Below are 21142 nucleotides of genomic sequence, written 5' to 3'. Positions count from 1 at the left end.
CAGCTATAGCCGCCGGCAAAAAATAAATTGAAAAATTATTTTTCAATCAAGTTGTGAACTTGATTGAATCAATTACCTATCTCATAATAAATTAAGGTTTTGTGAATATGAATTAATGAATCCGGCGGCGGATTTTGACCAAACGCCATGTTTTTGATTGATGTTTTAGTATTTATATTAGCTTAAATATCAGATAATTGATCACAAAAATGTCATTATGAATATGTAAAGAAGACATAAAAAAAGCACAACTACTTTTCGACGAGACGTTGTGCCTTTTAAAATATTAGATGGGTAAACTGGCTTTAGGGCCTTGATAGTCGGGGTAATGATTCGAGTCTGAGTCCCCGGCCTCCCATTTTTTGCTTACGTCAAATGTAAGCAAAAGGAATCCTATTGTCCAAATAAAAGCTTACAAAATGAATGTACTACCTCTCGCAAAGAGAGTTCAAATAATAAATCTGCTTGTAGAGGGCAATAGCCTCAGAGGAACATCCAGAATAGCAGAGGTCAGCATAAATACCGTAACCAAAGTGCTTGTAACAGTCGGCAGGGCCTGCCAGATATTTCATGATCAGAAAATTAGGAATATCAAATCAGAGCGTGTTCAATGCGATGAGATATGGTCATTTGTCTATTCCAAAGAAAAGAATACCGCAGAAGAAGACAGAGGCACCGGCGTAGGTGATGTATGGACATGGGTTGGTATAGATGCAGATACAAAGCTGGTAATCTCGTGGTATGTTGGAAACAGATCAGCGGAAGACGCATACATATTTATGAAAGATGTAAAGCGCAGGTTGCGCAACAGAGTTCAGCTGACTACGGATGGATACAAGGCCTATTTAAACGCGGTACCTGACGCTTTTGGATCACGAATAGATTACGCTCAACTCATAAAGCTTTACGATGACAATGGCAGGTATAAAGGAGCAGAAAGAAGAACTATCCTTGGGAAACCTGACAAAAAGAAAATAACTACTGCTCACGTAGAGCGACAGAATCTAACTATGAGAATGCATATGCGAAGGTTTGCCAGAAAAACGAATGCATTCTCAAAGAAAGTAGAAAATCATTGTTATGCTCAAGCCATACACTTTGTTTATTATAACTTTGTAAGAATACATAAAACATTGAGGGTAACTCCAGCCATGCAGGCTGGTATTGTCAAAGAACCGATGGAGTTAATCGACTTAGCGCAACTAATTGAATAAAAATTATTTAATTTGAGACACTACCGACATTTTAAACAATTGGATATTTCCAAACTTTCCCTATCTTCACTGCATAATTACTATCTCCACATATAAAACAAGGGTCGCTTAAGGCCCGGCCTGTTGATACAGGTTCGGTAACACGCTGCTATTCGCGGTAGTGTTTAGTATTGTCTGAAAATTTCTGATCAATTTTATTTAACAGGTAATGAAAATTACTCCAATATTAGCTTTGGGCATGTGCTGCATTTTGATGTGCACCGCCAAGGCTGCAAAATCACGTACCTATATGGATACTATAAGTAATAAACAAAAAGTACTGTCTTTTTATAAACAGATAGTGGGACAGCGTAAAGCTGAACTGATCCCCGAATTTATAGTTGAAGATTATAAGCAGCATAACCCCGCTGTTAAACAGGGGAGGGCAGGTATAACCGAAATGATAAGCTATTTGAAAACTTTACCGCCCCCGCCCGAAGGCGCAAAATCGCCCATTGTCAGGGCTATACAGGAGGGCGACTTTGTGGTAACCCATCTTGATATTCAGTTTATGGGGAAACGGATGGCAGTGATCGATCTCTTTAAGTTAAAGAATGGTAAGCTGACCGAGCATTGGGATGCTATCCAGGCCCTGCCTGATGAAAGCGGAAAGGCCGTAACAGCAACCAATGGCACAACCGATATTGATAATACTGCCCCGGCCGAAAATAGTAAGCGTATTGTTAGTTTGTTTTATGATGCTGCGATCAATAAAACATCAGCCCTGCAATTCATCAGTACTGGTTATGTTGAGCATGACCTTTCGATTATAGAAAGCGGCAAAACCTTAGTTGATCATATTGCTGAAAGAAAGGAAGTAAAGCTTTGCAAAGTGATTGGCGAAGGCGATTTTGTTGTAGTTCAATCGCAATTTAATAAATCAGAGAAAGCGTTTGTACTGTACGAGATATTCAGGGTTGCCAATGATAAAATCGCTGAGCATTGGAGTGTGGAACAGGCTGTTCCTGATGGTATTAAAGCAGAAGATATGTTTTGAGAGCAGTTTCAGCTGAAAGCTGAAACCATGCTTAACCACGGGTTGGAAACCCGTGGTAGATTTAATTGTAAAACAAAAAGAGGCGCTCATCGCGCCTCTTTTTGTTTTATTTTCAGGTAAATTTTTATACCGAAAAACTTTCGCCGCAACCGCAGGTACGGCTGGCGTTAGGATTGTGGAAATTGAATCCCTTACCGTTAAGGCCGTCTGAAAAATCAAGTTCGGTACCGGCAAGGTACAGGAACGATTTCATATCAAGCGCCATGCGGACGCCCTGGTCTTCAAAAAACTGATCGCCTTTTTTTTCCTCGTTATCAAAATCAAGATTGTATGATAAACCTGAGCAACCACCTCCCTGAACAGACACCCGCAGAAAGTAGGATGCATCAAGCCCCGAATCCTGCATCAGGTTTTCTATTTTGCTTTTTGCTTTATCAGTTACAGTTACCATATTGTTAGTGAATAGTGAAAGGTGAGTAGTGAATAGTTGTCATCGGGAGTTAACTACTCACCTTTCACAACTCACCACTCACTTAATAATTAGTGGTGTACTTTTTCGCTTTCAATTGGCGCTAAGCCGTTTTTAACGCGGAAATCATTGATCGCTGCTTTGATAGCGTCTTCGGCTAATACCGAGCAGTGAATTTTTACCGGTGGAAGGGCAAGTTCTTCAACGATATCCATGTTGTCGATTTTCATAGCATCATCAATGCTTTTGCCTTTAAGCCACTCGGTAGCTAATGATGAAGAAGCGATTGCCGAACCGCAACCGAAAGTTTTAAATTTTGCATCGGTGATAACATTGTTATCATCAACCTGGATCTGCAGGCGCATTACGTCGCCGCATTCAGGTGCACCAACTAAGCCGGTACCTACTTTGTGGCTGCTTTTATCCAAAGTGCCCACATTGCGGGGGTTAGTGTAGTGATCGATTACTTTATCTGAATATGCCATTTTCTTAAAATTGTAAGTAGTAAGTTATAAGTTCTGAGTCTGAAAAGACCCTGCTTTTTAATTTTTATGTATCAAATCGTAAATGGTAAATCCGAAATTGAAAATCCCAAATCCGAAATCAAATTAATGTTCAGCCCACTCAATTGAGTTAAGGTCGATACCTTCTTTAAACATTTCCCAAAGCGGTGAAAGTTCGCGCAGGTGGGTAACCGATTTTTTAGTTACTTCAATAGCGTAATCAACTTCCTCTTCGGTAGTGAAACGGCCTAAGCCAAAACGGATAGAAGAGTGTGCCAGATCATCAGACAGGCCTAAGCTTTTCAATACGTATGATGGCTCCAATGAAGCAGAAGTACAGGCCGAACCTGATGATACAGCCAGATCTTTCATGGCCATCATCAAGCCTTCGCCTTCAACATATTTAAATGAAATGTTAGCTACATGTGGTAAGCGGTGTTCAACGTTACCGTTTACATAGCTTTCTTCCAGTACAGTTAAAGCCGACTGCAGTTTATCACGTAATGCTGAAAGGCGTTTTGCTTCGCTTTCCATTTCCTGGCCGCAAAGTTCGCAGGCTTTGCCTAAACCAACAATACCCGGTACGTTAAGGGTACCAGAACGCATACCGCGCTCGTGGCCGCCACCGTCCATTTGAGCGGTAACCTTAACCCTTGGACCTTTACGGCGTACGTATAATGCGCCAACACCTTTAGGTCCGTATATTTTGTGTGCCGATAATGCTAAAAGATCAATACCATCAGCATTAACATCAACCGGGATCTTGCCAACTGCCTGTACCGCATCGGTCATAAATAATGCACCATGTTTGTGGGCAATGGCCGATATTTCTTTGATAGGCTGGATAACGCCGATTTCGTTGTTGCCATACATGATTGATACCAGGATGGTTTCGGGGGTCATTGATGCCTCTAAAACTGCGAGGTCAACCAGGCCGTCTTCTTTAACCGGTAAGTAAGTTACTTTACCGCCCATTTTTTCAACGTGTTTACAGGCGTCAAGTACAGCTTTGTGCTCGGTAACGGTAGTTATGATGTGGTTACCTTTGTCTTTGTACATTTCAAACACCCCTTTAATAGCAAGGTTATCTGATTCTGTAGCACCAGAGGTAAAGATGATCTCTTTTTCAGATGCGCCGATCAATTTGGCTACCTGTTCACGTGCGTAATCAACCGCCTCCTCTGCAACCCAGCCAAACGCATGGTTACGGCTTGCTGCATTACCAAATTTTTCGTTAAAATAAGGTAACATAGCCTCCAGTACCCTTGGGTCCATCGGTGTAGTTGCATTGTTATCTAAATAAATTGGGATATTCATAGTCCTTTTGAAATATATTAACAAAACAAAGATACGCAAGTTTTTATCTAAATTCAGCTAAAATACTTCGCAATTAATCAAAGCTGACCAATAATTTACAATATTTGGACATGAACAAAGTGGCACACACTGGCATAGGGGTTAACAGTGTTAAATTGGCCGGCCAACGTGTGTTAATAGTATTTTTTACAAAGTGGTTCCAATAAGATGGATAGAACCCCTTGAGTTATGCCGTGGGAGTAAATAATGTACACTATGGATATTGAAGAACAATTTGAAGTGTTTGAGCAAAAGCATGGTTTATTTATCCCGGAAGATCTGAAATCATATTTCGCTACCTGTAGTGCTTCTGACTATGACCGGGATATGTTTGCTTTTTATGGGTTTGACGGTTTTAAAACGGTCAAAGATGAAGTAGGGGATTTTGGAGGAATTCCAGACTACAGAAATATTGTAAACATACTTTCAGACCATCAAAACTGTTTTGTGTTCATGGAGTATTGTATCCATCTTTGTGTATATGCTATAAGACTTTATAAAGAGCCGGTAGATGTAAATGAGGTTTATGTTATATTGGGAGATAATTTTAAAGTCATAGCTAATTCATTTAGCGGCTTTTTGAAACTATATTTCAATGATGACGATAGTATTTTAATTTAGCACAAACACTTATTATTGTATTTATTGGAGATTTTACGATTTTTCTGAACAGGAATTTTCAGGGTTAAGAAATTAGTCGAATTGAAGACACCTAATTCTGAAAATTCTTCAATTCGATAAATTTTGGTTCAGAGATATAGCAGGATTTTAGCTGCTTGTTTATTTCCTAAAGTGTTCCTGTTCAGTTTCTTTACCCCGTTTTTCATTCAGGAAATGAATCCTGAACTATGATCTGTGAACAACAAACCAATACCCCATAAACTATTTTTATTTTGAGTTTCTGAATTTCACTTTTATTATTACATTTGCACCTCTTTTAAGTAAAGTACAGAAGGTAAGTTTATATATTATAATGAAAAAAGATCTGCATCCATCAAACTATAGGTTAGTTGTATTTAAAGACATGTCAAACGACTATTCTTTTATCACTAAATCTTGCATCGATACCCGCGAAACCGTTAAATGGGAAGATGGTAACGAATATCCATTGGTTAAATTAGAGATTTCTCACACTTCGCACCCGTTCTACACCGGTAAAATGAAACTGGTTGATACTGCAGGTCGTATTGACAAATTCCGCACACGTTACAGCAAAAAGTAATTTTTGTTTAATTAATATTTACAAGTCCCGGCTTTGCAGTCGGGACTTTTTTTATTTTTGCCCCATGGCAATTATCCTTTTTGACGATAACGCACACCAGTCGCTGCTTCCCCTTACCTATACCCGGCCCGTGGCCGATCTTCGTATCGGGATCCTTACCATAGCCGAAAAATGGGCTAAGCATTTAAACAGCGCTTATTCATTTCATACGCTGGATTATCTTAAGGTAAAGTTTCCGGCAAATATTGAGGCTGATAACATTTTTATTAATGGTGCCACATGCCCCGACGAAAACCTGTTAGAAGCAATTGGCACGCTGCAAACCGGGCAGGCGTTAAAATATAATGAGCAGCTGATTGCTGTTAAGCTTAACGCGGCAGGTGCCGAAAGCTTTGATCCCGGTGCCGATTTTGACGACGTTATAAATTATCCTAACCTTTTTGTATCGATCAAATACCCTGAGGATATTTTCAGGAAAAATGATATTGAGCTTCGTAAGGATTTTCAGCTGCTTACCAAAGGGCGCGAAAGCGCAGCTATCAGCACAACTAATACCGTTATAGGTAATGATTTTTTTGCTGAGGAAGGCGCGATAGCCGAATGCTCAACATTTAACACCACCAACGGACCTATCTATCTTTCGGCCAATACCGAAGTTTGGGAGGGCACGCATATCCGCGGGCCGTTCGCTATTTGCGAACACTCACAGGTGAAAATGGGGACTAAAATTTATGGAGCTACCACTGTTGGGCCATATTGCCGGGTTGGCGGCGAAATTAACAACTCGGTGATCTGGGGATATTCGTCAAAAGGGCATGAAGGTTACCTTGGTAACTCGGTACTGGGCGAATGGTGTAATATTGGTGCCGATACCAATAACTCCAACCTGAAAAATAATTATGCCGAAGTAAAGCTTTGGGATTACAGTACACAGCGTTTCCGTAAAACAGGTTTGCAGTTTTGCGGGCTGATCATGGCCGATCATGCTAAATGCGGGATCAACACCATGTTTAATACAGGTACGGTAGTAGGCGTAGGTGCCAATGTTTTTGGGGCCGGTTTTCCACGTAACTTTGTTGCTGATTTTTCATGGGGGGGCGCACAGGGCTTTGAGGTTTACGCCATCAATAAAATGTTTGAAACAGCACAGAAAGTGTTTGACCGTCGTGATCACCGTGATTTTGACGAAACCGAACAAAATATATTAACAGCCATATTTGAACAAACCGAGGAGTATCGTCGGTTTTGATTTGGCGAGTGGTTTATTGGGTGAGTAGTTAAATACATCATTTAATAAACGCAGCAAACCATTCACCTAATCAACCCGATCAACCACTCACTAACATTCAACCATTCACTAATAAATAAAATAAAAATCATGAGAAAGAAAATCGTTGCCGGAAACTGGAAAATGAACCTTGATTATAATGAAGGTTTAGCTTTATTTTCAGAGATCATCAACATGGTGAAAGATGAGGCTACCGGCACGCAGGAAGCAGTTATCTGCAGTCCGTTTATTCATATTCATAGCCTGGTGCAACTGGCAAAAGGTTACAGCAAAGTTGCTGTTGGTGCACAAAACGCACACCAGGAAGAAAAAGGCGCTTATACAGGGGAGATCTCTGCTAAGATGATCAAATCGACAGGTGCTGCTTACGTGATTCTTGGCCACTCAGAGCGCCGCCAGTATTTTGGCGAAACTAATGCGCTGCTTGCAAAAAAGACAGATACTGCTTTGAAAAATGATCTTCGTCCTATTTTTTGCATTGGCGAAACTTTGCAGGAGCGTGAAACAGAAGTTCATTTTGATGTCATTAAAACACAATTAGCTGAAGGTGTTTTTCATTTGGATGCTGAAGCTTTTGCTAAGCTGGTTATTGCTTATGAGCCAGTTTGGGCTATTGGTACAGGTGTAACTGCAACATCGGCACAGGCACAGGAGATCCACGAGTTTATCCGTAAGGAAATTGCTGCTAAATACAGCCAGGAAGTTGCTGACAGCACTACTATTTTGTATGGTGGCAGCTGTAACCCAACCAATGCTGCTGAGCTGTTTGCGCAGGGAGATATTGATGGCGGCCTTATTGGTGGTGCTTCCCTGAAATCGCGCGATTTTGTGGATATCGTTAAAACGTTTAATTAATATTATTTAGATATGAGATGTGAGATTTGAGACAATCTCAGGTTTAGTTTCAAACATAAAGAGCGTATGTGATGTTTATTGAAAAAATAAAATCTCATATCTCAAATCTCACGTCTCAAATCTAAAAAAGCATGAAGCTTTTAAAAGTTCTTTTACCGGTTTTGGTCGACTTTGGGGTCTTTTGGGTGGTGGTGTATTTCAACATGCCTGATCATCCCATGCGCATTGGCGAAATTGGTAACGGAAATTTATATAGCCTCATGGCTTACTTTCACCTTTTTTGGGGCTTGCTGCTTGCCGATGGCATTTTGACCCAATACCTGATCATTATCCCGCTTTGGAATTTGGTTAAACATAAAGGTGCTTCGGCCCGCTTTATTGCCGGGGCTTGCATTGCATTGGTTTGCATATTATTTGCCGGGGCGCTTAGCTACATTATATGGTTGCCCGAAGAAGGTTATAGGCCCTTACTAAGCTTTTGGTGGTATATGACCGAAATACAGGCTGTTTACTGGATGGTTAACTTTGTTGTACTGTATTTACTCGACAGGAAAAGAACAAGCACCGAGAGCGAGCAGATTGAACCTGAAGTTGCCGGTTAAAGCCCGTTAATGACGAAAAAATCAAAATGAATTATTACGAACTGTTTTTTACAACCATCACCACCGAGGATTACCAGCAAGACCTGCTGATCAATGCTTTGGGCGAGATTGGTTTTGATACTTTTGAAGAGCTTGAGCTTGGCTTTAAAGCTTATATTCCCGAAGATCTTTTTGATCAGCAGGTGCTTGATGAGCAGTTATTGCCTTATAAAGATCTGTTCACTTTTAGCTATGAGATAACCCTTATTCAGCAAAAAAACTGGAATGAGGTATGGGAAAGTAATTTTGAGCCGATAGAAATAGGGGATAAGATTTATGTGAGGGCAACTTTTCATGATCCTAAACCTCTATTTGAGTATGAGATTGTGATTGATCCTAAAATGGCATTTGGTACCGGTCATCATCAAACTACGGCAATGATGCTGGGCCTCATGCTGGAAAATGAATTTGCCGGTAAAAAAGTGCTTGATATGGGCTGTGGTACAGGCATCCTGGCTATTATGGCTGCCAAATTAGGTGCCGGTGATATCACCGCTATTGATTACGACCCTGTTTGCTACGAAAGCACCATCGAAAATTCGGCTTTGAATAATGTGGACAACATCAAACCACTTTGCGGTTCAAAAGAAGTTATCCCCGATGAACAGTATGATACCATCCTGGCCAATATCAACCGCAATATCCTGATTGACCAGATGCAGCGTTATGCCGAAGTGTTAAAAACCGATGGTGAAATTTACTTTAGCGGTTTTTATGAATCGCCCGATCTGGACATCATTACCGACGAGGCCCGTAAATATGGTTTGAAATATATCACCCATAGAAAAGATAAAGAATGGGTGGCTGCTAAGTTTATTAAGTAACCTTGATTAATAGGATTTAAGGATGACTTGATGAAAGGAAACTTACGAAGTTTTTTAAAACTTCGTAAGTTTTAACAGGCCTCACCCAACTCAGGGCAATCCTAAAATCCTACAAATCATGGTTCAGTGTTTTAATACCCCACAGTAAACCTTCTCTTTACAAACTGGTTATTCTCCAGCTCATCCAATATAGCAACTGCCAAATCTTCAACCGAAATTTCGTGCTCGTGTTTGTCATTAAATACAGGTTCGTCTGTACCTGTGCGGTATACACCTGTGCGGGTGCCGGGATGCAGGTGAATGGCAGGGCTTAGAAATGTCCAGTCTAATTCTTCTTCTTTTTTAATAATGTTCAGGTAATCACGGGCTGCGGTAGCGCCAGCTTTCCACTCGGCAGGGAATTGCGGGCTGTCAACCAATTGTATGCCAGGGGCAATAAAAAGACTACCTGCGCCACCAATAACCAATAAGCGTTTTACACCGGCTTGTTTGGTTGCCTGTTGTATGGCTTCAGAGCCTTTTATAAAATCGTTATACAAATCAGGGTTTGCCCAGCCTGCATTAAACGCATTTACTACCGCATCATGACCTTTTAAGGCTTCGGTTAGTTCATCAACGTTGTATACATCGGCAGTTTTGAGCGTTAGTTTTGGATTTTCAACGTCGGCTTTTGGCTGACGGGCAATAGCGGTTACTTCATATCCTCGTTGTAATGCTTCGGCTAATACTGCTTTTCCTACAAAGCCTGTGGCTCCAATTAATGCTATTTTCATTGTTTTTTATTTTTTATATTGTAATTAAATTTGTTACAGTTTGTTTTAAATTTTTTTTAATCGAATTGATTTACAAAATCAAAAATGGTTATGGTGCTTAGTCTTTTGATAATAGCTGCTTCAACCTCATCAGCCAGATGATCAAGGTGCGCACCAATTTGCTTACCAACAGGGCAGGCGGGGTTTGGCTTGTTTTTAGCCTGGCCTAAAGCGGGTGGCAGTTTTACCGCTTTATAAACATCGGCAAGGGTGATTTTTTGCGGTGGCAGGGCAAGACTGTAGCCACCGGTTTTACCTTCCTTACTTTCAATAAGGCCACAGGCACGCAATTTGCGCATCTCTTTACGTACCAGAACGGGGTTCACATTCATACTACCGGCTACATAGTCGGATGATAATAGCTCGCCGGGCTGCTTGCAAAGCAGGGTTAATACATGGGTTGCTATTTGAAATTGTCCGTTCATTTATCTGTAATAAAAAATATTACAGTACAAAAATGGAATATAAATTTTAAAAAGAAGAATTTTTTACGCTTTTTTGCGCACTAAATTACAATGGGATGAAAATCCTAACCTGAATTATTCGGAAAAATACCATGTTGTAGGTATGTTTTAGAACGATTTATTTGCTTTAATTTAAAGGATTTGCCAATCGCAACAATTAACTACACTTTTAAATAATTTTTTACGCAAATTAGTTGATAATTAGCGTGATAATAAATATTATTGTAAAGTAATTAACTTTTGCGAAACCTACACTATTAATTTAACCACATGAAAACTCTCGGAAAAAAAATCAGATTATTACGTCATCAAAAGGGGTGGAGCCAGGAGGATGTTGCAAAGAGATTGGATATTTCAATTCCAGCTTTCTCAAAGATTGAAACAGGGATCACAGATATAAACTTGTCAAGACTTGAGCAGATAGCAAATCTGTTTGAAATGTCGGTAGTTCAGCTGCTTACATTTAACGATACCGAGCAGGATCAGAAATTTGTTAACGAACTGGAAACTGTTAACAAACGTTTAATGGACCGCGAGACTGAAGTAATTGATTTGCAGAAAAAAGTAATTGAACTATTTGAGGAACTTCGACATTCAAAAGTAACCGCATAATTTTTGAGGCCCGGTTGTGCCGGGCTAATCAAAAATGTAACGCATTGTTAAATGCCTTTTGCCAAATGTAGCGCCAACCGCTTCATGAATGGCAATCATTTTGTCGTTAAAATCGCCTACCCACGATAATTCAAGTTCGTCATAACGCTTGAGGGGCAATACATATTCCTTTAATTTTATAAACATTGCCGATTCGAGGCCGTGCTTTTGGTACTTTTGTTTAGTGCCCATCACAATAGCCCGCATGCGGGATACACCTTTCCAGCGGTAGTATAAAAATTTAAGCTTACCTATCAGGTTCAGCTTACCGTTAAGCGGTTTAAGCATTTGGTTTGCATCGGGCAATATGATCATGAACGACGCCGGTTCATCGTCAACGTAAGCAAACCAGATCAGATTTTCGTCCATCAGGGGCTTCATTTTTTCAAAGCTTTCCATAATGGTGTTATATGTAATGGGAACAAAGTTTTCAAAATCCTTCCATCCATCGTTATAAACCTCAATGAAATCGGCTGCGAATTTTTCTATTCTTTTTGTTTCGAAGTGCCTGAAATCATACCCGGGTTTCTTAGCCACCCAGTTGGCTATCTTGGTAAACCGCTCGGGGAAAGGTTTATGCGCGTCAACATGATTGGTAATCTGCGCGTACTGGGTTTTAAAGCCGTACTCATCAAAAAAAGCCTGGTAATACGGGTAATTATAGTTCATGCCGTAGGAGGGCGGTGTAAACCCTTCAACCAGTAAGCCCCAAAAATTATCGTTTTCGCCAAAGTTGATGGGGCCGTCCATGGCTTTCATGCCATTTTCTTTAAGCCAGTTTTTTGCGGTGTCAAATAACAGGAAAGCCGCCTCCTTGTTGTTGATACACTCAAAAAATCCCATGCCGCCTGTTGGCTGCTCGTAATTATATGCCTTTTTTTCATTAATAAAAGCAGCAACACGGCCAATTAACAGACCATTATCATCGGTCAGGATCCAGCGGGTGCATTTACCATGCTGATGAAAGTTATTTTTGGCTGGATTAAATACAGCCTCAATATCATTATCAAGCGGGCAAACCCAGTTATTATCATCTTTATAAATGATACGTGCTACGTCTAAAAACGCCTTTTTTGATGCTTTGTCCTTTACTTCTGTTACTTTCATTTATTGTAAGCTACCGGTAGATAATAAAAAAAGCATCCAGAGGCATAGTCTGAATGCTTTACAAAATGTTATTGTATTAAGAATTAATAATCGTCTTCTTCGTCGTCATCGAATGACTCATAACCTCTGCCCAGATCATCATCTAACGGCCCGTCAAAATCATCCTCATCTTCGTCAACTGACTTCTTTTTCACTTGTGGGTCAAACTCATCATCATCAGGATCATTATCTGAGTTTTCGATCTTTTTGGTGTTCGGTTTCTTTGGCGCTCCCATTGTAATGGATTTTATAAATTAAACTTTGTCAATAATAATAATTAAAATCAGATAAAGAAAAGCGTTTTTAAATCTTTTGCCCTCTTGATTCAATAGTAAAAATAATGAAAAATGATTTTTTTTAAAACAGAAATTAAAATTATTCTGATTGTTCGCCAATTGTGGCGGTATTGTTTGTAAAGTCCTTAAGTTGAGGTAATTCCTCAATACTGTTAATGCCAAAATAATCCATAAATAAATTGCTTGTGCCATAAAGAATGGGTTTTCCAAGCCCTTCCGATTTTCCAACTATAGCTATCAGCTCTTTTTCCAGTAATTTTTGGATCGAATAATCGCAGTTTACACCCCTGATCTGCTCAATATCGGGCTTGGTTACGGGTTGCTTGTAAGCGATAATAGCAAGGGTTTCCAAAGCGGCCTGGCTCAGTTTTTTCTTTGATCGCTGAAGCTGCAACAAGTTAATAACCGCGTGATATTCTTTTTTAGTAAGAAATTGATAGCCATTACCAATTTTTACCAATTCAATAGCCAGGCTATGGTGCTGGTATTTTTCATGGATCCTGCCGATAGCATCGGTTACTTCTTCGTTGGTGAAATCACGTTCAAAGGCCGCCTGGAGGCAGTACATGATCTCTTCCATGCGGATTGCCTGCTCAGATGCAAAAATTAAGGCCTCTATGTATTGTTCCATGTTGTTCAGTTGGCAGTTTGCCGTGAGCAGTATGCGGTTGCTTTGTTTGTAAACTGTCGGCAGCGTACGGCTTTCAATATATAGTATGCAGTTGTTAGGTTTTCTAACTGCCAACCGGACACTGCCAACCGCAAACTAATAATTTATAACCTGTTCTTCAATTTCAACGGGGATGTCGCGCCACTCGTATCGCTGGGTACGAAGCTGAGGCTCAAAGCCGGCTTCTTTTATTGATTCCTGAATCCCTTTGGCTGTAAACCTGTGTGGTGCACCAGCGGCGGATACTACGTTTTCTTCAATCATGATCGAACCAAAATCGTTGGCGCCTGCATGTAAACAAATTTGAGCAACCTGCTTACCTACTGTAAGCCATGATGCCTGGATGTTTTTAACATTTGGCAGCATAATGCGGCTCAAAGCAATCATACGGATATATTCATCGCCGGTTACATTATTGGTGATGCCGCGTACTTTACGTAAAAGGGTACCGTCATCCTGGAAAGGCCATGGTATAAATGCTATAAAGCCATAGTTGCCTTCCGGTTTTTCGGCCTGCACCTCGCGGATCCAAACCAAATGCTCAAAACGCTCTTCAATGGTTTCGATATGACCAAACATCATAGTTGCCGATGTTGGCAGGTTAAGCTGGTGAGCCGCACGCATTACATCGAGCCATTCTTTACCGCCGCATTTACCTTTTGATATCAGGCGGCGCACACGGTCGTTCAGGATCTCGGCACCGGCACCCGGTAATGAGTCCAAACCGGCCTCCTTCATCGCCCTTAGTACTTCAATATGGGGCATACCCTCCAGTTTGGCTACGTGAGCAATTTCCGGCGGACCTAATGAATGCAGCTTTAATTTAGGATAAAGCTGTTTCAGTTCCCGGAACAGATCGGTATAAAATTTCAACCCAAGATCGGGGTGGTGACCGCCCTGCAACAGCAACTGATCGCCGCCGTAACGGAATGTTTCCTCAATCTTCTTTTTATATGTTTCAATGTCAGTTATATAACTGTCCTCATGGCCGGGACGGCGGAAAAAATTACAAAACTTGCAATTGGCTATACAAACATTGGTGGTATTAACATTACGGTCTATTTGCCAAGTAACCTTGCCATGCGGAACCTGTATTTTACGAAGTTCGTTGGCAGTGTACATCAACTCGGCAGTAGAGGCGTTGTTATACAGGTAAACGCCTTCTTCAAGCGTTAAAAAATCAAACCGCAACGCGCGTTGCAACAGATCGGCTGTATTCATATCAGGCAAATATACGTAAGTTGATAATTTGATTTTGTGCGCTGTTAAATAATTGACAAAAAAGATAGAAAAGCAGAAAGCTCAAAGCAGAAAGCCCAAAGCTTATTATTCCTTCAGCTTTCAACTTTGAGCTTTTGGCTTTCTGCCTCAAGAAACCACCTTCCCCTTATCCAACCTTAATACCTTATCAACGCTGTTGGGTATTTCATGCTGATAGTGGGTTACATAAATAAGGGTAACATTACCGAGGCTGCAAATGGTATCAACCAGGTTTTTAAAATGGAGCTGCTGATGATCGTCCATTCCCTGGCCTGGCTCATCAAAAATTAATAGTGCCGGATTTTTGATCAACGCACGGGCCAGCAGGCAGAGACGCTGCGCACTTGCCGGGATATTTTTGAGCAGTACACGGGCATACTTTTCAATCTCTAAGGCCTTCATCCACCTCAGTGCAATTTCGGCGCGCTCTTTATTGCTTGGCCTGAACAGGCCAAGGGTGTCATAATAGCCAGATTCGATCACCTGTAAGCAGCTGTTATCGGTAGGGAAGTACTGGTGTAATTCGGGCGATACAAAGCCGATCTTCTTTTTGATATCCCAGATGCTTTCGCCGGTTCCGCGTTTTTTATCAAATAAAATAATATTGTTAGCGTAGGCCTGCGGGTTATCACCATTAATTAAACTTAATAATGTTGACTTGCCGGCACCGTTAGGTCCCAGTAAAGCCCAATGCTCTCCGGGGTTGATCTGCCAGTTTACATTATCCAGTATCACTTTATCATCATACTGAATATGTACATCTTCCATTTTTACAATCTGGTTGTAAACAGCAGGGTTTTTATCAATATTGAGTAATGCGCTAAGTTCACCGGTATCAATGGTGTCGGTAGTATCCTGTTCAAAAAGTTCAGTTTTAAAATCCTGTTTGGTGCTTTCATGAATAATAACTCCCTTGCTTAACACGGCAACATGGGTAATAGCTGCAGGGATTTCATGAATTGAAGTAGCAATTATAACATTAATGCCGGATGCTGTGATCTGCTCAATAATACCGTTAAAATCTTCACGGGTTTTTACATCCAGCCCGGTTAATGGACTGTCGAGCATTAATAATACCGGGTTTTTAAGCAGCGCAGCTGCCAGCATCAGGCGTTTGGTTTCGCCGTTTGATAGTTTGATGATCTGTTTATTAAGCAGTGCTTCGAGCCTTAATAATGAAATCACCTTGTCAAATGTCCAGGATGTATTGGTACCTGGAAAGTGCGGTATTGTATTAAGATAGTCAACAACTGTAAGCGCATCTTCTGAATCGGATGAGTTATAGCGTTGCTGGTAATAAAAATCAGTAGTGTTTGACAGGTTGCGAAAATGATGTTTTGGCTCAACCAGGGCTATGAGCTTATGTGGTGTTGCAACATCGTTGGCATTGAAAAGTTTAGCGTAATCGTTCCAGAAATGATAATTTATTTCACCCCCGGTAACATTAAAGCGCCCTGCTATGGTTTGTAGCAAAGCGCTTTTTCCTGATCCGCTTTCGCCGATGAGAGCCCAGCTTTCGCCTTTATTTATAGTAAAGCTTAGGCCGGTGAATAATGTTGTATTTAAAAAACGTACGGTTGCTTTATTTATTGATAGAAGTGCATTTGTCATAGCTTAACAAGTAGAGTAGCGCGTAAATGTACTCATCTGGGTTAAAGCCCTGAAATTTTTGTGGATTTATAGTTCCAGCTGTCCTGCCCCTAATAGTTTTAAGCGGTACGTTTTAATGTTTCGGTTGTGGCCGGTATCTCATTAGTCTTTTTGTTAAGCCTGTTCCAGGTGGCAAAGTCGACAATAAGTGATTTTACCGAATTTTTGCAGCTTTTGTTGGGGCATGTTAGTATCCAGAAGTTTTTATGTTGTTCAACATGAGGTCTTCTGCCGCATTTAATGCAGTTTTCACATTGAATGTTTGGTTGTACCTGTACTATCATAGTTGGTGGAAAATAAATTGTGTAACAAATAATTTTATAAAATAAACCCGTATCTCAGGCGGTAAACAGCCATGAGTTAAACTATAACCTCCAATAAATTATTAATATACCTTTGGTTTATAACGTATAGTAGTAACATTCAAGTACAGTGTTTGTTTTTTGATTTCAGAATTATTTTTGAAATATTTTGGTAATTAAATTCAGGCAAGTGTCAATTTATTTTATTGGCAAAGGGGATAATTGTATACATCCCTGTACAATAATTATCAACTGTTTAATCCAATAAGCCTGATTTTAAAAAGGCCTGATTATTGCACCTCTGTTGACACAATAATGACCGGTATAAACCATTCATTAAACTTTATCTATTAAAACATTAACCATGAAAAACTTACATTTTTTATTATTCGCATTTGTGCTGTTTACTTTAAGCAGCTGCTCGGTTATAACCGGCATATTTAAAGCGGGAGCTATTGCCGGCATCATTGCTGTTGTCGTAGTTATCGCTATTATTATCTGGATCATATCACTTTTTCGCGGTAAAAGTTAATTTCATTTTGAGATATTTTTTATATAATTAATTAAACAATTTAATTTAAAATAGGTTAGTCTTTATATAAAAACATCTAATCATGGAAAATACACAAGCAACCGTACAGATTTTGAATGATCTGATTCAGATTAACAATGACAGGATTGAGGGTTATCAGCATGCTTCAAAAGATTTGAAGGATGGCGATACCGAACTAAAATCAATTTTTACAAGGCTTATAGGCCAAAGCCAGGGGTATAAACTTGCTTTGGGTACCGAAGTCAGCGCATTTGGGAAGGATATGGAAACCGGCACAACTACAAGCGGCAAAATACACCGGGTTTGGCTTGATGTAAAAGCTGCATTTACCGGGCATGATACACATGATGTACTGGAAGAATGTGAATTTGGTGAAGATGCCATTTTAAAGGCTTACCGTACCGCACTTGAAGATGAAAACTTACCGGCCTACCTGCGCGAAACCATCAGCCAACAGGAAAGTGAGCTGCTTGAGGCACATGACGAGATCAAAGCCCTGCGTGATAGTGTTCACTAAATAAAGGGCTATTTATTATTGGTTAACAGAAGGGGCAGTTTTATAACTGCTCCTTTTTTTGTAATTGCTAATCGGATTATTTTTATGGTTGAGGAATGAGGCTGATTTCTTTAAGCTGCCAGCTGTTTTTTTCGGACCAGTCGCCATCTGTATATTGCATTTTAACTTCCCATACCGACTGTTCCATCTTACCGCCATCGTTCTCAACTTTTACTGTTGATTGTACCTGGTAGTTATTGGCTGCTGTATCAATGGATGATTTATAACCTGCGTCGGGGAAAACTGCTTTTTCGGGCTGCTTTAGTTTTTCTTTCACAAATTGTTTGGCCATGGCAAAAGCTTCCTTTGCTGTTGGCTTGCGGTTAAGATGTACTGTGCTGTTTTTGCTTATACCCATTACTACAATAATAAACGTTATTGCAAAAGCTATGGTGAAAAGGGTAGCGGTGCGGATGTGCGGATGGCGGTGCCAGTTAATATTTTTACGCTCGTCGGTACTAAGCGTTTTCCATTCAGAATATTTCATATTTTATTGCTTATCACATTAAGCAATACCAACAGAAATTGTTTCGCGGTTATGGAGCAAAAAAAACGCCCCGGAAAACCAGGGCGTTTTTTTAACATAAAAAGTTAAATTACTTTTTAGTAGTGTCTTTTTTAGTAGTGTCTTTTTTTGCAGTGTCAGCAGCCATTTTAGAAGTGTCAGCTTTAGTAGTGTCAGCAGCCATTTTAGAAGAATCAGCTTTAGTTGAATCAGCAGAAGAAGCTGAAGAAGAACCTTTACAAGCAGCGAAAGAAACAGCGATAGCTAAAGCTAAAAAGCCTAATTTGAAATTTTTCATGTTTAATTTTTTTAATAAGTGATTTAATAGTTTACAGCTTAATACCAGAAACAAAAAAAGGTAACCCATAATTTTGAAAAAAAATTACAAGTCACCTTTTTTATTGATGGATAACTAAAAAATCAATAGAAAAAGATTAAAAATGATATTTAACTGCTTTCTATTTTATCAGAAATAATTATTTCTTGGTGGTATCTTTTTTAGTGGTATCAGCAACTACTTTAGTAGTGTCGGTTTTAGTTGAATCAGTAACAACTTTAGTTGAGTCAACTACAGTAGTTTTAGTAGTATCGCCATCAGTTTTTTTAGCGTTACCGCCACAAGCTGAAAAAGAAGCTGCAAGTACTAAAGCTACGAAACCTAATTTGAATGAGTTTTTCATTTTTTGAAGTTTTAAAATGTTAATGTTTTGTGATCGTTTGGTAGTTAATACACATTAGTGGAAAAGGTAACCCATAAAAATTAAAATCTTTGTAAATTCTATAGAATTAGTAGTTTAATGTACCTGTTTTAGCAAGCGGTTTTTTTATTGCAGATTTGCCTGCATAGTTTTTAACATTGGGTTACCTTGTTTACCTGCAGGTATTAAACATAAACTTTAAAGCAGCATACAATTGTTACAGGCAATGAAATGTAATGCGAATGTTATTAATTTATTTTAGTTTGATTTTTTTTGATAATAGTGGGTTACAATTTGGCCTAAATAGTATTAAGAGTGAATAAAGACTTAAAAGCTTCGGCTCCAACAGATAGTGAAATAGTTCTTGGGATACTTAACAACTCGGAAATAGTGCTGAAGAGGCTCTATACAACCTATTTCCCGATGATATTACAGTTGATCATTAACAACAATGGCGATGAAGACGATGCCAAAGATATTTACCAGGAAGCCATTATAGTTCTTTACAATAAGATTAAAGCGGGCGATTTTGAGCTTAACAGTAAGCTTAAAACTTATATATACTCGGTTTGCAGACGGCTTTGGCTTAAAAGGCTAAGCCAGATGAACAGGTACGGCGGCGATATCAGGGATTTTGAGGAGCACCTGCCCGTTGAAGAAGAAATAGACAGCCATAGTGACAGGGATATCCAGTTTGGTAAAATGGAGAGTGCACTCCAGTTATTGGGCGAACCCTGTAAAACCATTATGGAAGATTTTTATATTAAAAACAGATCGATGCAGGAGATCTGTGAGCGGTTTGGCTATACCAATGCGGATAATGCCAAAACCCAAAAGTACAAATGCCTGCAAAGGCTGAAGAAATTATTTTTTCAGCAGAAATAAGGAGATCAAGAGATGAGTGATAACCAAATGACAGAATTTATTGAACGGTACTTTGACGGCAGCATGACCGCCGAAGAACGGGTTCAATTTGACCTGCTTCGTAAAAACGATGCGGCTGTTGAAAGTAAAGTTACCGAACACCTTCAGTTTATAGGTTTATTGAAGCAATACGGCGAACGCCTTGAGCTTGAAAACCGCCTGAACGCTATTCATGCCGAGATTGATGTTCACGCACTGAAAGAAGAAGTGATGATCCATCCTGTATGGATTGTGCGCATGTGGCGTAATCATCATTCAAAAATATCGGTAGCGGCATCGGTAATGATATTTGCCGTGTTGAGCATATTGATTGTTACGGGTAAGCTGAACAACGATAAATCAAAATATCAGGAACTTATAGGCAAGATCAATATAATTGATAATAAAGTTAAAATTATTGGTGCCGGAGCTCACACGCCTTCAAAGCCGAAAGCAGTTACGCCGCCTGCCAATTTCAGAGGTACTGGTTTTGCGCTTACTTCAAACGGTTACCTGGCTACGGATTACCATGTGATCAAAAATGCTGATTCGGTTTATGTCCAGAATGCTGCAGGAGAATCGTTTCATGCTAAGGTTATTTATATTGAGCCTAAGTATGATTTGGCAATATTACAGATCAACGATCCCGCATTTAAAAATCTTGGCCCTATACCATATAATCTTAAAAGGTCTGAAAGCGATCTTGGGGAAGGTGTCTATACGCTTGGTTATCCGGCAGATAATATGGTTTATGGCGGAGGCTATTTAGCTTCGGCTGCAAATTACTCGGGAGACACTACCGAATATCAAATCTCTGTTCCGGTAAATCCAGGTAATTCAGGAGGTCCGTTGCTGGACGAAAAAGGGAATGTAATAGGTGTTATTACAGCACGTCAAACTCAGGTTGCAGGTGCATATTTTGCCAAAAAATCAACCTACCTGTTAAAAGCGATAGAGAATATCCCAACGGATTCATTATCGAAAACACTTAATTTGAACACCAAGAATAAATTAGCTGGTTTAAGCCGTACCCAACAGAGTAATAAGCTTAAAAACTATGTTTTTATGGTTAAAGTGTATAACCAATAATCATTAGCCCATCCAATAAAAATTAATATATTAAAATGAGAAGAGATGCCGAGAGGTGTCTCTTTTTTTGTTTTGCGATATTTTTATCCGTCGTCATTGCGAGGCACGAAGCAATCCCCGATTTACAGAGTCGCTCTGTATTGTTCGCGATTGCTTCGTGCCTCGCAATGACGTGATGG

Annotated in this window: 26 protein-coding genes; 13 read left to right on the top strand and 13 right to left on the bottom strand. The window is 39.8% G+C overall.

Annotation, left to right across the window (positions count from 1 at the left end):
• Positions 1-419: 419 nt before the first annotated feature.
• Both ACFFGT_RS09475 and ACFFGT_RS09470 read left to right on the top strand, forming a co-directional pair.
• Positions 420-1214 carry an IS1 family transposase gene (locus tag ACFFGT_RS09475; protein WP_377022278.1) on the top strand — a complete coding sequence of 265 codons (795 nt, stop codon included), beginning with the start codon at positions 420-422 and terminating at the stop codon, positions 1212-1214.
• Between the two features lie 208 nt (positions 1215-1422).
• Positions 1423-2250, top strand: coding sequence for a nuclear transport factor 2 family protein (locus tag ACFFGT_RS09470; RefSeq protein ID WP_377022277.1), 828 nt, complete (start codon positions 1423-1425; stop codon positions 2248-2250).
• 124 nt (positions 2251-2374) lie between these two features.
• On the opposite strand, the gene ACFFGT_RS09465 is transcribed toward ACFFGT_RS09470, so the two are convergent.
• The 3 genes from ACFFGT_RS09465 to ACFFGT_RS09455 form a co-directional block, all read right to left on the bottom strand.
• Positions 2375-2701, bottom strand: a complete 327-nt coding sequence (locus ACFFGT_RS09465; protein ID WP_377022276.1) for a HesB/IscA family protein — start codon at positions 2699-2701, stop codon at positions 2375-2377.
• Positions 2702-2790: 89 nt separating this feature from the next.
• On the bottom strand, positions 2791-3204 hold the full coding sequence (iscU, locus tag ACFFGT_RS09460) for a Fe-S cluster assembly scaffold IscU (protein WP_076378185.1): 414 nt from the start codon (positions 3202-3204) through the stop codon (positions 2791-2793).
• 123 nt (positions 3205-3327) lie between these two features.
• Positions 3328-4539 carry an IscS subfamily cysteine desulfurase gene (locus ACFFGT_RS09455; protein WP_377022275.1) on the bottom strand — a complete coding sequence of 404 codons (1212 nt, stop codon included), beginning with the start codon at positions 4537-4539 and terminating at the stop codon, positions 3328-3330.
• A gap of 255 nt (positions 4540-4794) precedes the next feature.
• Between ACFFGT_RS09455 and ACFFGT_RS09450 the strand changes: the two genes are divergently transcribed.
• From ACFFGT_RS09450 to prmA, 6 genes are all read left to right on the top strand, one after another.
• Complete coding sequence (locus ACFFGT_RS09450; protein ID WP_377022274.1) at positions 4795-5199, top strand: SMI1/KNR4 family protein; 405 nt, start codon at positions 4795-4797, stop codon at positions 5197-5199.
• Positions 5200-5551: 352 nt separating this feature from the next.
• Complete coding sequence (locus ACFFGT_RS09445) at positions 5552-5800, top strand: type B 50S ribosomal protein L31 (protein WP_377022273.1); 249 nt, start codon at positions 5552-5554, stop codon at positions 5798-5800.
• Positions 5801-5864: 64 nt separating this feature from the next.
• Positions 5865-7049 (top strand): GlmU family protein, encoded by a 1185-nt coding sequence (locus ACFFGT_RS09440; protein WP_377022272.1) that lies wholly within the window; start codon positions 5865-5867, stop codon positions 7047-7049.
• Positions 7050-7178: 129 nt separating this feature from the next.
• Positions 7179-7943: a triose-phosphate isomerase gene (tpiA, locus tag ACFFGT_RS09435; protein WP_377022271.1), complete on the top strand. Its 765-nt coding sequence runs from the start codon at positions 7179-7181 to the stop codon at positions 7941-7943.
• A gap of 131 nt (positions 7944-8074) precedes the next feature.
• Complete coding sequence (locus ACFFGT_RS09430) at positions 8075-8545, top strand: hypothetical protein (protein ID WP_377022270.1); 471 nt, start codon at positions 8075-8077, stop codon at positions 8543-8545.
• Between the two features lie 26 nt (positions 8546-8571).
• Entirely contained in the window at positions 8572-9408 is an 837-nt protein-coding gene (prmA, locus tag ACFFGT_RS09425) for a 50S ribosomal protein L11 methyltransferase (protein ID WP_377022269.1), read from the top strand.
• 131 nt (positions 9409-9539) lie between these two features.
• Here prmA and ACFFGT_RS09420 read toward each other — a convergent pair whose 3' ends face one another.
• Positions 9540-10181 carry an NAD(P)-dependent oxidoreductase gene (locus ACFFGT_RS09420; protein ID WP_377022268.1) on the bottom strand — a complete coding sequence of 214 codons (642 nt, stop codon included), beginning with the start codon at positions 10179-10181 and terminating at the stop codon, positions 9540-9542.
• A 56-nt stretch (positions 10182-10237) separates the two neighbouring features.
• Positions 10238-10645 (bottom strand): Rrf2 family transcriptional regulator, encoded by a 408-nt coding sequence (locus ACFFGT_RS09415; protein ID WP_377022267.1) that lies wholly within the window; start codon positions 10643-10645, stop codon positions 10238-10240.
• A gap of 309 nt (positions 10646-10954) precedes the next feature.
• Between ACFFGT_RS09415 and ACFFGT_RS09410 the strand changes: the two genes are divergently transcribed.
• Entirely contained in the window at positions 10955-11296 is a 342-nt protein-coding gene (locus ACFFGT_RS09410; protein ID WP_090524822.1) for a helix-turn-helix domain-containing protein, read from the top strand.
• A gap of 24 nt (positions 11297-11320) precedes the next feature.
• Here the strand turns inward: ACFFGT_RS09410 and ACFFGT_RS09405 are convergent, their stop codons facing one another.
• The 5 genes from ACFFGT_RS09405 to ACFFGT_RS09385 all read right to left on the bottom strand — a co-directional run bounded on the left by ACFFGT_RS09405 (position 11321) and on the right by ACFFGT_RS09385 (position 16318).
• Positions 11321-12442 (bottom strand): GNAT family N-acetyltransferase, encoded by a 1122-nt coding sequence (locus ACFFGT_RS09405; RefSeq protein WP_377022266.1) that lies wholly within the window; start codon positions 12440-12442, stop codon positions 11321-11323.
• Between the two features lie 83 nt (positions 12443-12525).
• Positions 12526-12717 carry a hypothetical protein gene (locus ACFFGT_RS09400; RefSeq protein WP_377022265.1) on the bottom strand — a complete coding sequence of 64 codons (192 nt, stop codon included), beginning with the start codon at positions 12715-12717 and terminating at the stop codon, positions 12526-12528.
• A gap of 139 nt (positions 12718-12856) precedes the next feature.
• Positions 12857-13417: an SMC-Scp complex subunit ScpB gene (scpB, locus tag ACFFGT_RS09395; RefSeq protein WP_377022336.1), complete on the bottom strand. Its 561-nt coding sequence runs from the start codon at positions 13415-13417 to the stop codon at positions 12857-12859.
• Between the two features lie 126 nt (positions 13418-13543).
• Positions 13544-14668 (bottom strand): cyclic dehypoxanthinyl futalosine synthase, encoded by a 1125-nt coding sequence (gene mqnC / locus ACFFGT_RS09390; RefSeq protein WP_243486892.1) that lies wholly within the window; start codon positions 14666-14668, stop codon positions 13544-13546.
• Positions 14669-14815: 147 nt separating this feature from the next.
• On the bottom strand, positions 14816-16318 hold the full coding sequence (locus ACFFGT_RS09385) for an ATP-binding cassette domain-containing protein (protein WP_377022264.1): 1503 nt from the start codon (positions 16316-16318) through the stop codon (positions 14816-14818).
• A 705-nt stretch (positions 16319-17023) separates the two neighbouring features.
• Here ACFFGT_RS09385 and ACFFGT_RS09380 point away from each other — a divergent pair.
• Together ACFFGT_RS09380 and ACFFGT_RS09375 are read left to right on the top strand one after the other, a co-directional pair.
• The gene (locus tag ACFFGT_RS09380) at positions 17024-17191 is read left to right on the top strand and encodes a phosphatidate cytidylyltransferase (protein ID WP_377022263.1); all 168 of its coding nucleotides are present in this window, start codon (positions 17024-17026) and stop codon (positions 17189-17191) included.
• A gap of 82 nt (positions 17192-17273) precedes the next feature.
• Positions 17274-17729 (top strand): PA2169 family four-helix-bundle protein, encoded by a 456-nt coding sequence (locus tag ACFFGT_RS09375; protein ID WP_377022262.1) that lies wholly within the window; start codon positions 17274-17276, stop codon positions 17727-17729.
• Positions 17730-17811: 82 nt separating this feature from the next.
• On the opposite strand, the gene ACFFGT_RS09370 is transcribed toward ACFFGT_RS09375, so the two are convergent.
• The 3 genes from ACFFGT_RS09370 to ACFFGT_RS09360 form a co-directional block, all read right to left on the bottom strand.
• Positions 17812-18255, bottom strand: coding sequence for a hypothetical protein (locus ACFFGT_RS09370; protein WP_377022261.1), 444 nt, complete (start codon positions 18253-18255; stop codon positions 17812-17814).
• A 109-nt stretch (positions 18256-18364) separates the two neighbouring features.
• Positions 18365-18571: a hypothetical protein gene (locus ACFFGT_RS09365; RefSeq protein ID WP_377022260.1), complete on the bottom strand. Its 207-nt coding sequence runs from the start codon at positions 18569-18571 to the stop codon at positions 18365-18367.
• Between the two features lie 178 nt (positions 18572-18749).
• Positions 18750-18953 (bottom strand): hypothetical protein, encoded by a 204-nt coding sequence (locus ACFFGT_RS09360; protein WP_377022259.1) that lies wholly within the window; start codon positions 18951-18953, stop codon positions 18750-18752.
• A 333-nt stretch (positions 18954-19286) separates the two neighbouring features.
• Between ACFFGT_RS09360 and ACFFGT_RS09355 the strand changes: the two genes are divergently transcribed.
• Together ACFFGT_RS09355 and ACFFGT_RS09350 are read left to right on the top strand one after the other, a co-directional pair.
• Positions 19287-19856 carry an RNA polymerase sigma factor gene (locus tag ACFFGT_RS09355; protein WP_377022258.1) on the top strand — a complete coding sequence of 190 codons (570 nt, stop codon included), beginning with the start codon at positions 19287-19289 and terminating at the stop codon, positions 19854-19856.
• Between the two features lie 12 nt (positions 19857-19868).
• Complete coding sequence (locus tag ACFFGT_RS09350; RefSeq protein WP_377022257.1) at positions 19869-20963, top strand: S1C family serine protease; 1095 nt, start codon at positions 19869-19871, stop codon at positions 20961-20963.
• Positions 20964-21142: the final 179 nt, after the last annotated feature.

The sequence above is a fragment of the Mucilaginibacter angelicae genome, from assembly GCF_042434235.1.
GTDB classification, from domain to species: domain Bacteria; phylum Bacteroidota; class Bacteroidia; order Sphingobacteriales; family Sphingobacteriaceae; genus Mucilaginibacter; species Mucilaginibacter angelicae.
Note: the sequence above shows the minus strand (reverse complement) of the source record. Positions and strands in the feature narration are given on the sequence as shown.

What these genes read in the sequence shown, in the direction of transcription:
- ACFFGT_RS09430 (WP_377022270.1), top strand. Translation starts at nt 8,075, where the DNA reads ATGAAGCTTTTAAAAGTTCTTTTACCGGTTTTGGTCGACTTTGGGGTC.
- ACFFGT_RS09415 (WP_377022267.1), bottom strand. Translation starts at nt 10,645, where the DNA reads ATGAACGGACAATTTCAAATAGCAACCCATGTATTAACCCTGCTTTGC.
- ACFFGT_RS09375 (WP_377022262.1), top strand. Translation starts at nt 17,274, where the DNA reads ATGGAAAATACACAAGCAACCGTACAGATTTTGAATGATCTGATTCAG.
- ACFFGT_RS09380 (WP_377022263.1), top strand. Translation starts at nt 17,024, where the DNA reads ATGAAAAACTTACATTTTTTATTATTCGCATTTGTGCTGTTTACTTTA.
- ACFFGT_RS09385 (WP_377022264.1), bottom strand. Translation starts at nt 16,318, where the DNA reads ATGACAAATGCACTTCTATCAATAAATAAAGCAACCGTACGTTTTTTA.
- ACFFGT_RS09470 (WP_377022277.1), top strand. Translation starts at nt 1,423, where the DNA reads ATGAAAATTACTCCAATATTAGCTTTGGGCATGTGCTGCATTTTGATG.
- ACFFGT_RS09400 (WP_377022265.1), bottom strand. Translation starts at nt 12,717, where the DNA reads ATGGGAGCGCCAAAGAAACCGAACACCAAAAAGATCGAAAACTCAGAT.
- ACFFGT_RS09475 (WP_377022278.1), top strand. Translation starts at nt 420, where the DNA reads ATGAATGTACTACCTCTCGCAAAGAGAGTTCAAATAATAAATCTGCTT.
- ACFFGT_RS09405 (WP_377022266.1), bottom strand. Translation starts at nt 12,442, where the DNA reads ATGAAAGTAACAGAAGTAAAGGACAAAGCATCAAAAAAGGCGTTTTTA.
- ACFFGT_RS09350 (WP_377022257.1), top strand. Translation starts at nt 19,869, where the DNA reads ATGAGTGATAACCAAATGACAGAATTTATTGAACGGTACTTTGACGGC.
- tpiA (WP_377022271.1), top strand. Translation starts at nt 7,179, where the DNA reads ATGAGAAAGAAAATCGTTGCCGGAAACTGGAAAATGAACCTTGATTAT.
- ACFFGT_RS09465 (WP_377022276.1), bottom strand. Translation starts at nt 2,701, where the DNA reads ATGGTAACTGTAACTGATAAAGCAAAAAGCAAAATAGAAAACCTGATG.
- prmA (WP_377022269.1), top strand. Translation starts at nt 8,572, where the DNA reads ATGAATTATTACGAACTGTTTTTTACAACCATCACCACCGAGGATTAC.
- ACFFGT_RS09370 (WP_377022261.1), bottom strand. Translation starts at nt 18,255, where the DNA reads ATGAAATATTCTGAATGGAAAACGCTTAGTACCGACGAGCGTAAAAAT.
- ACFFGT_RS09445 (WP_377022273.1), top strand. Translation starts at nt 5,552, where the DNA reads ATGAAAAAAGATCTGCATCCATCAAACTATAGGTTAGTTGTATTTAAA.
- ACFFGT_RS09455 (WP_377022275.1), bottom strand. Translation starts at nt 4,539, where the DNA reads ATGAATATCCCAATTTATTTAGATAACAATGCAACTACACCGATGGAC.
- ACFFGT_RS09360 (WP_377022259.1), bottom strand. Translation starts at nt 18,953, where the DNA reads ATGAAAAACTCATTCAAATTAGGTTTCGTAGCTTTAGTACTTGCAGCT.
- ACFFGT_RS09420 (WP_377022268.1), bottom strand. Translation starts at nt 10,181, where the DNA reads ATGAAAATAGCATTAATTGGAGCCACAGGCTTTGTAGGAAAAGCAGTA.
- ACFFGT_RS09450 (WP_377022274.1), top strand. Translation starts at nt 4,795, where the DNA reads ATGGATATTGAAGAACAATTTGAAGTGTTTGAGCAAAAGCATGGTTTA.
- ACFFGT_RS09365 (WP_377022260.1), bottom strand. Translation starts at nt 18,571, where the DNA reads ATGAAAAATTTCAAATTAGGCTTTTTAGCTTTAGCTATCGCTGTTTCT.
- mqnC (WP_243486892.1), bottom strand. Translation starts at nt 14,668, where the DNA reads ATGAATACAGCCGATCTGTTGCAACGCGCGTTGCGGTTTGATTTTTTA.
- ACFFGT_RS09410 (WP_090524822.1), top strand. Translation starts at nt 10,955, where the DNA reads ATGAAAACTCTCGGAAAAAAAATCAGATTATTACGTCATCAAAAGGGG.
- iscU (WP_076378185.1), bottom strand. Translation starts at nt 3,204, where the DNA reads ATGGCATATTCAGATAAAGTAATCGATCACTACACTAACCCCCGCAAT.
- ACFFGT_RS09440 (WP_377022272.1), top strand. Translation starts at nt 5,865, where the DNA reads ATGGCAATTATCCTTTTTGACGATAACGCACACCAGTCGCTGCTTCCC.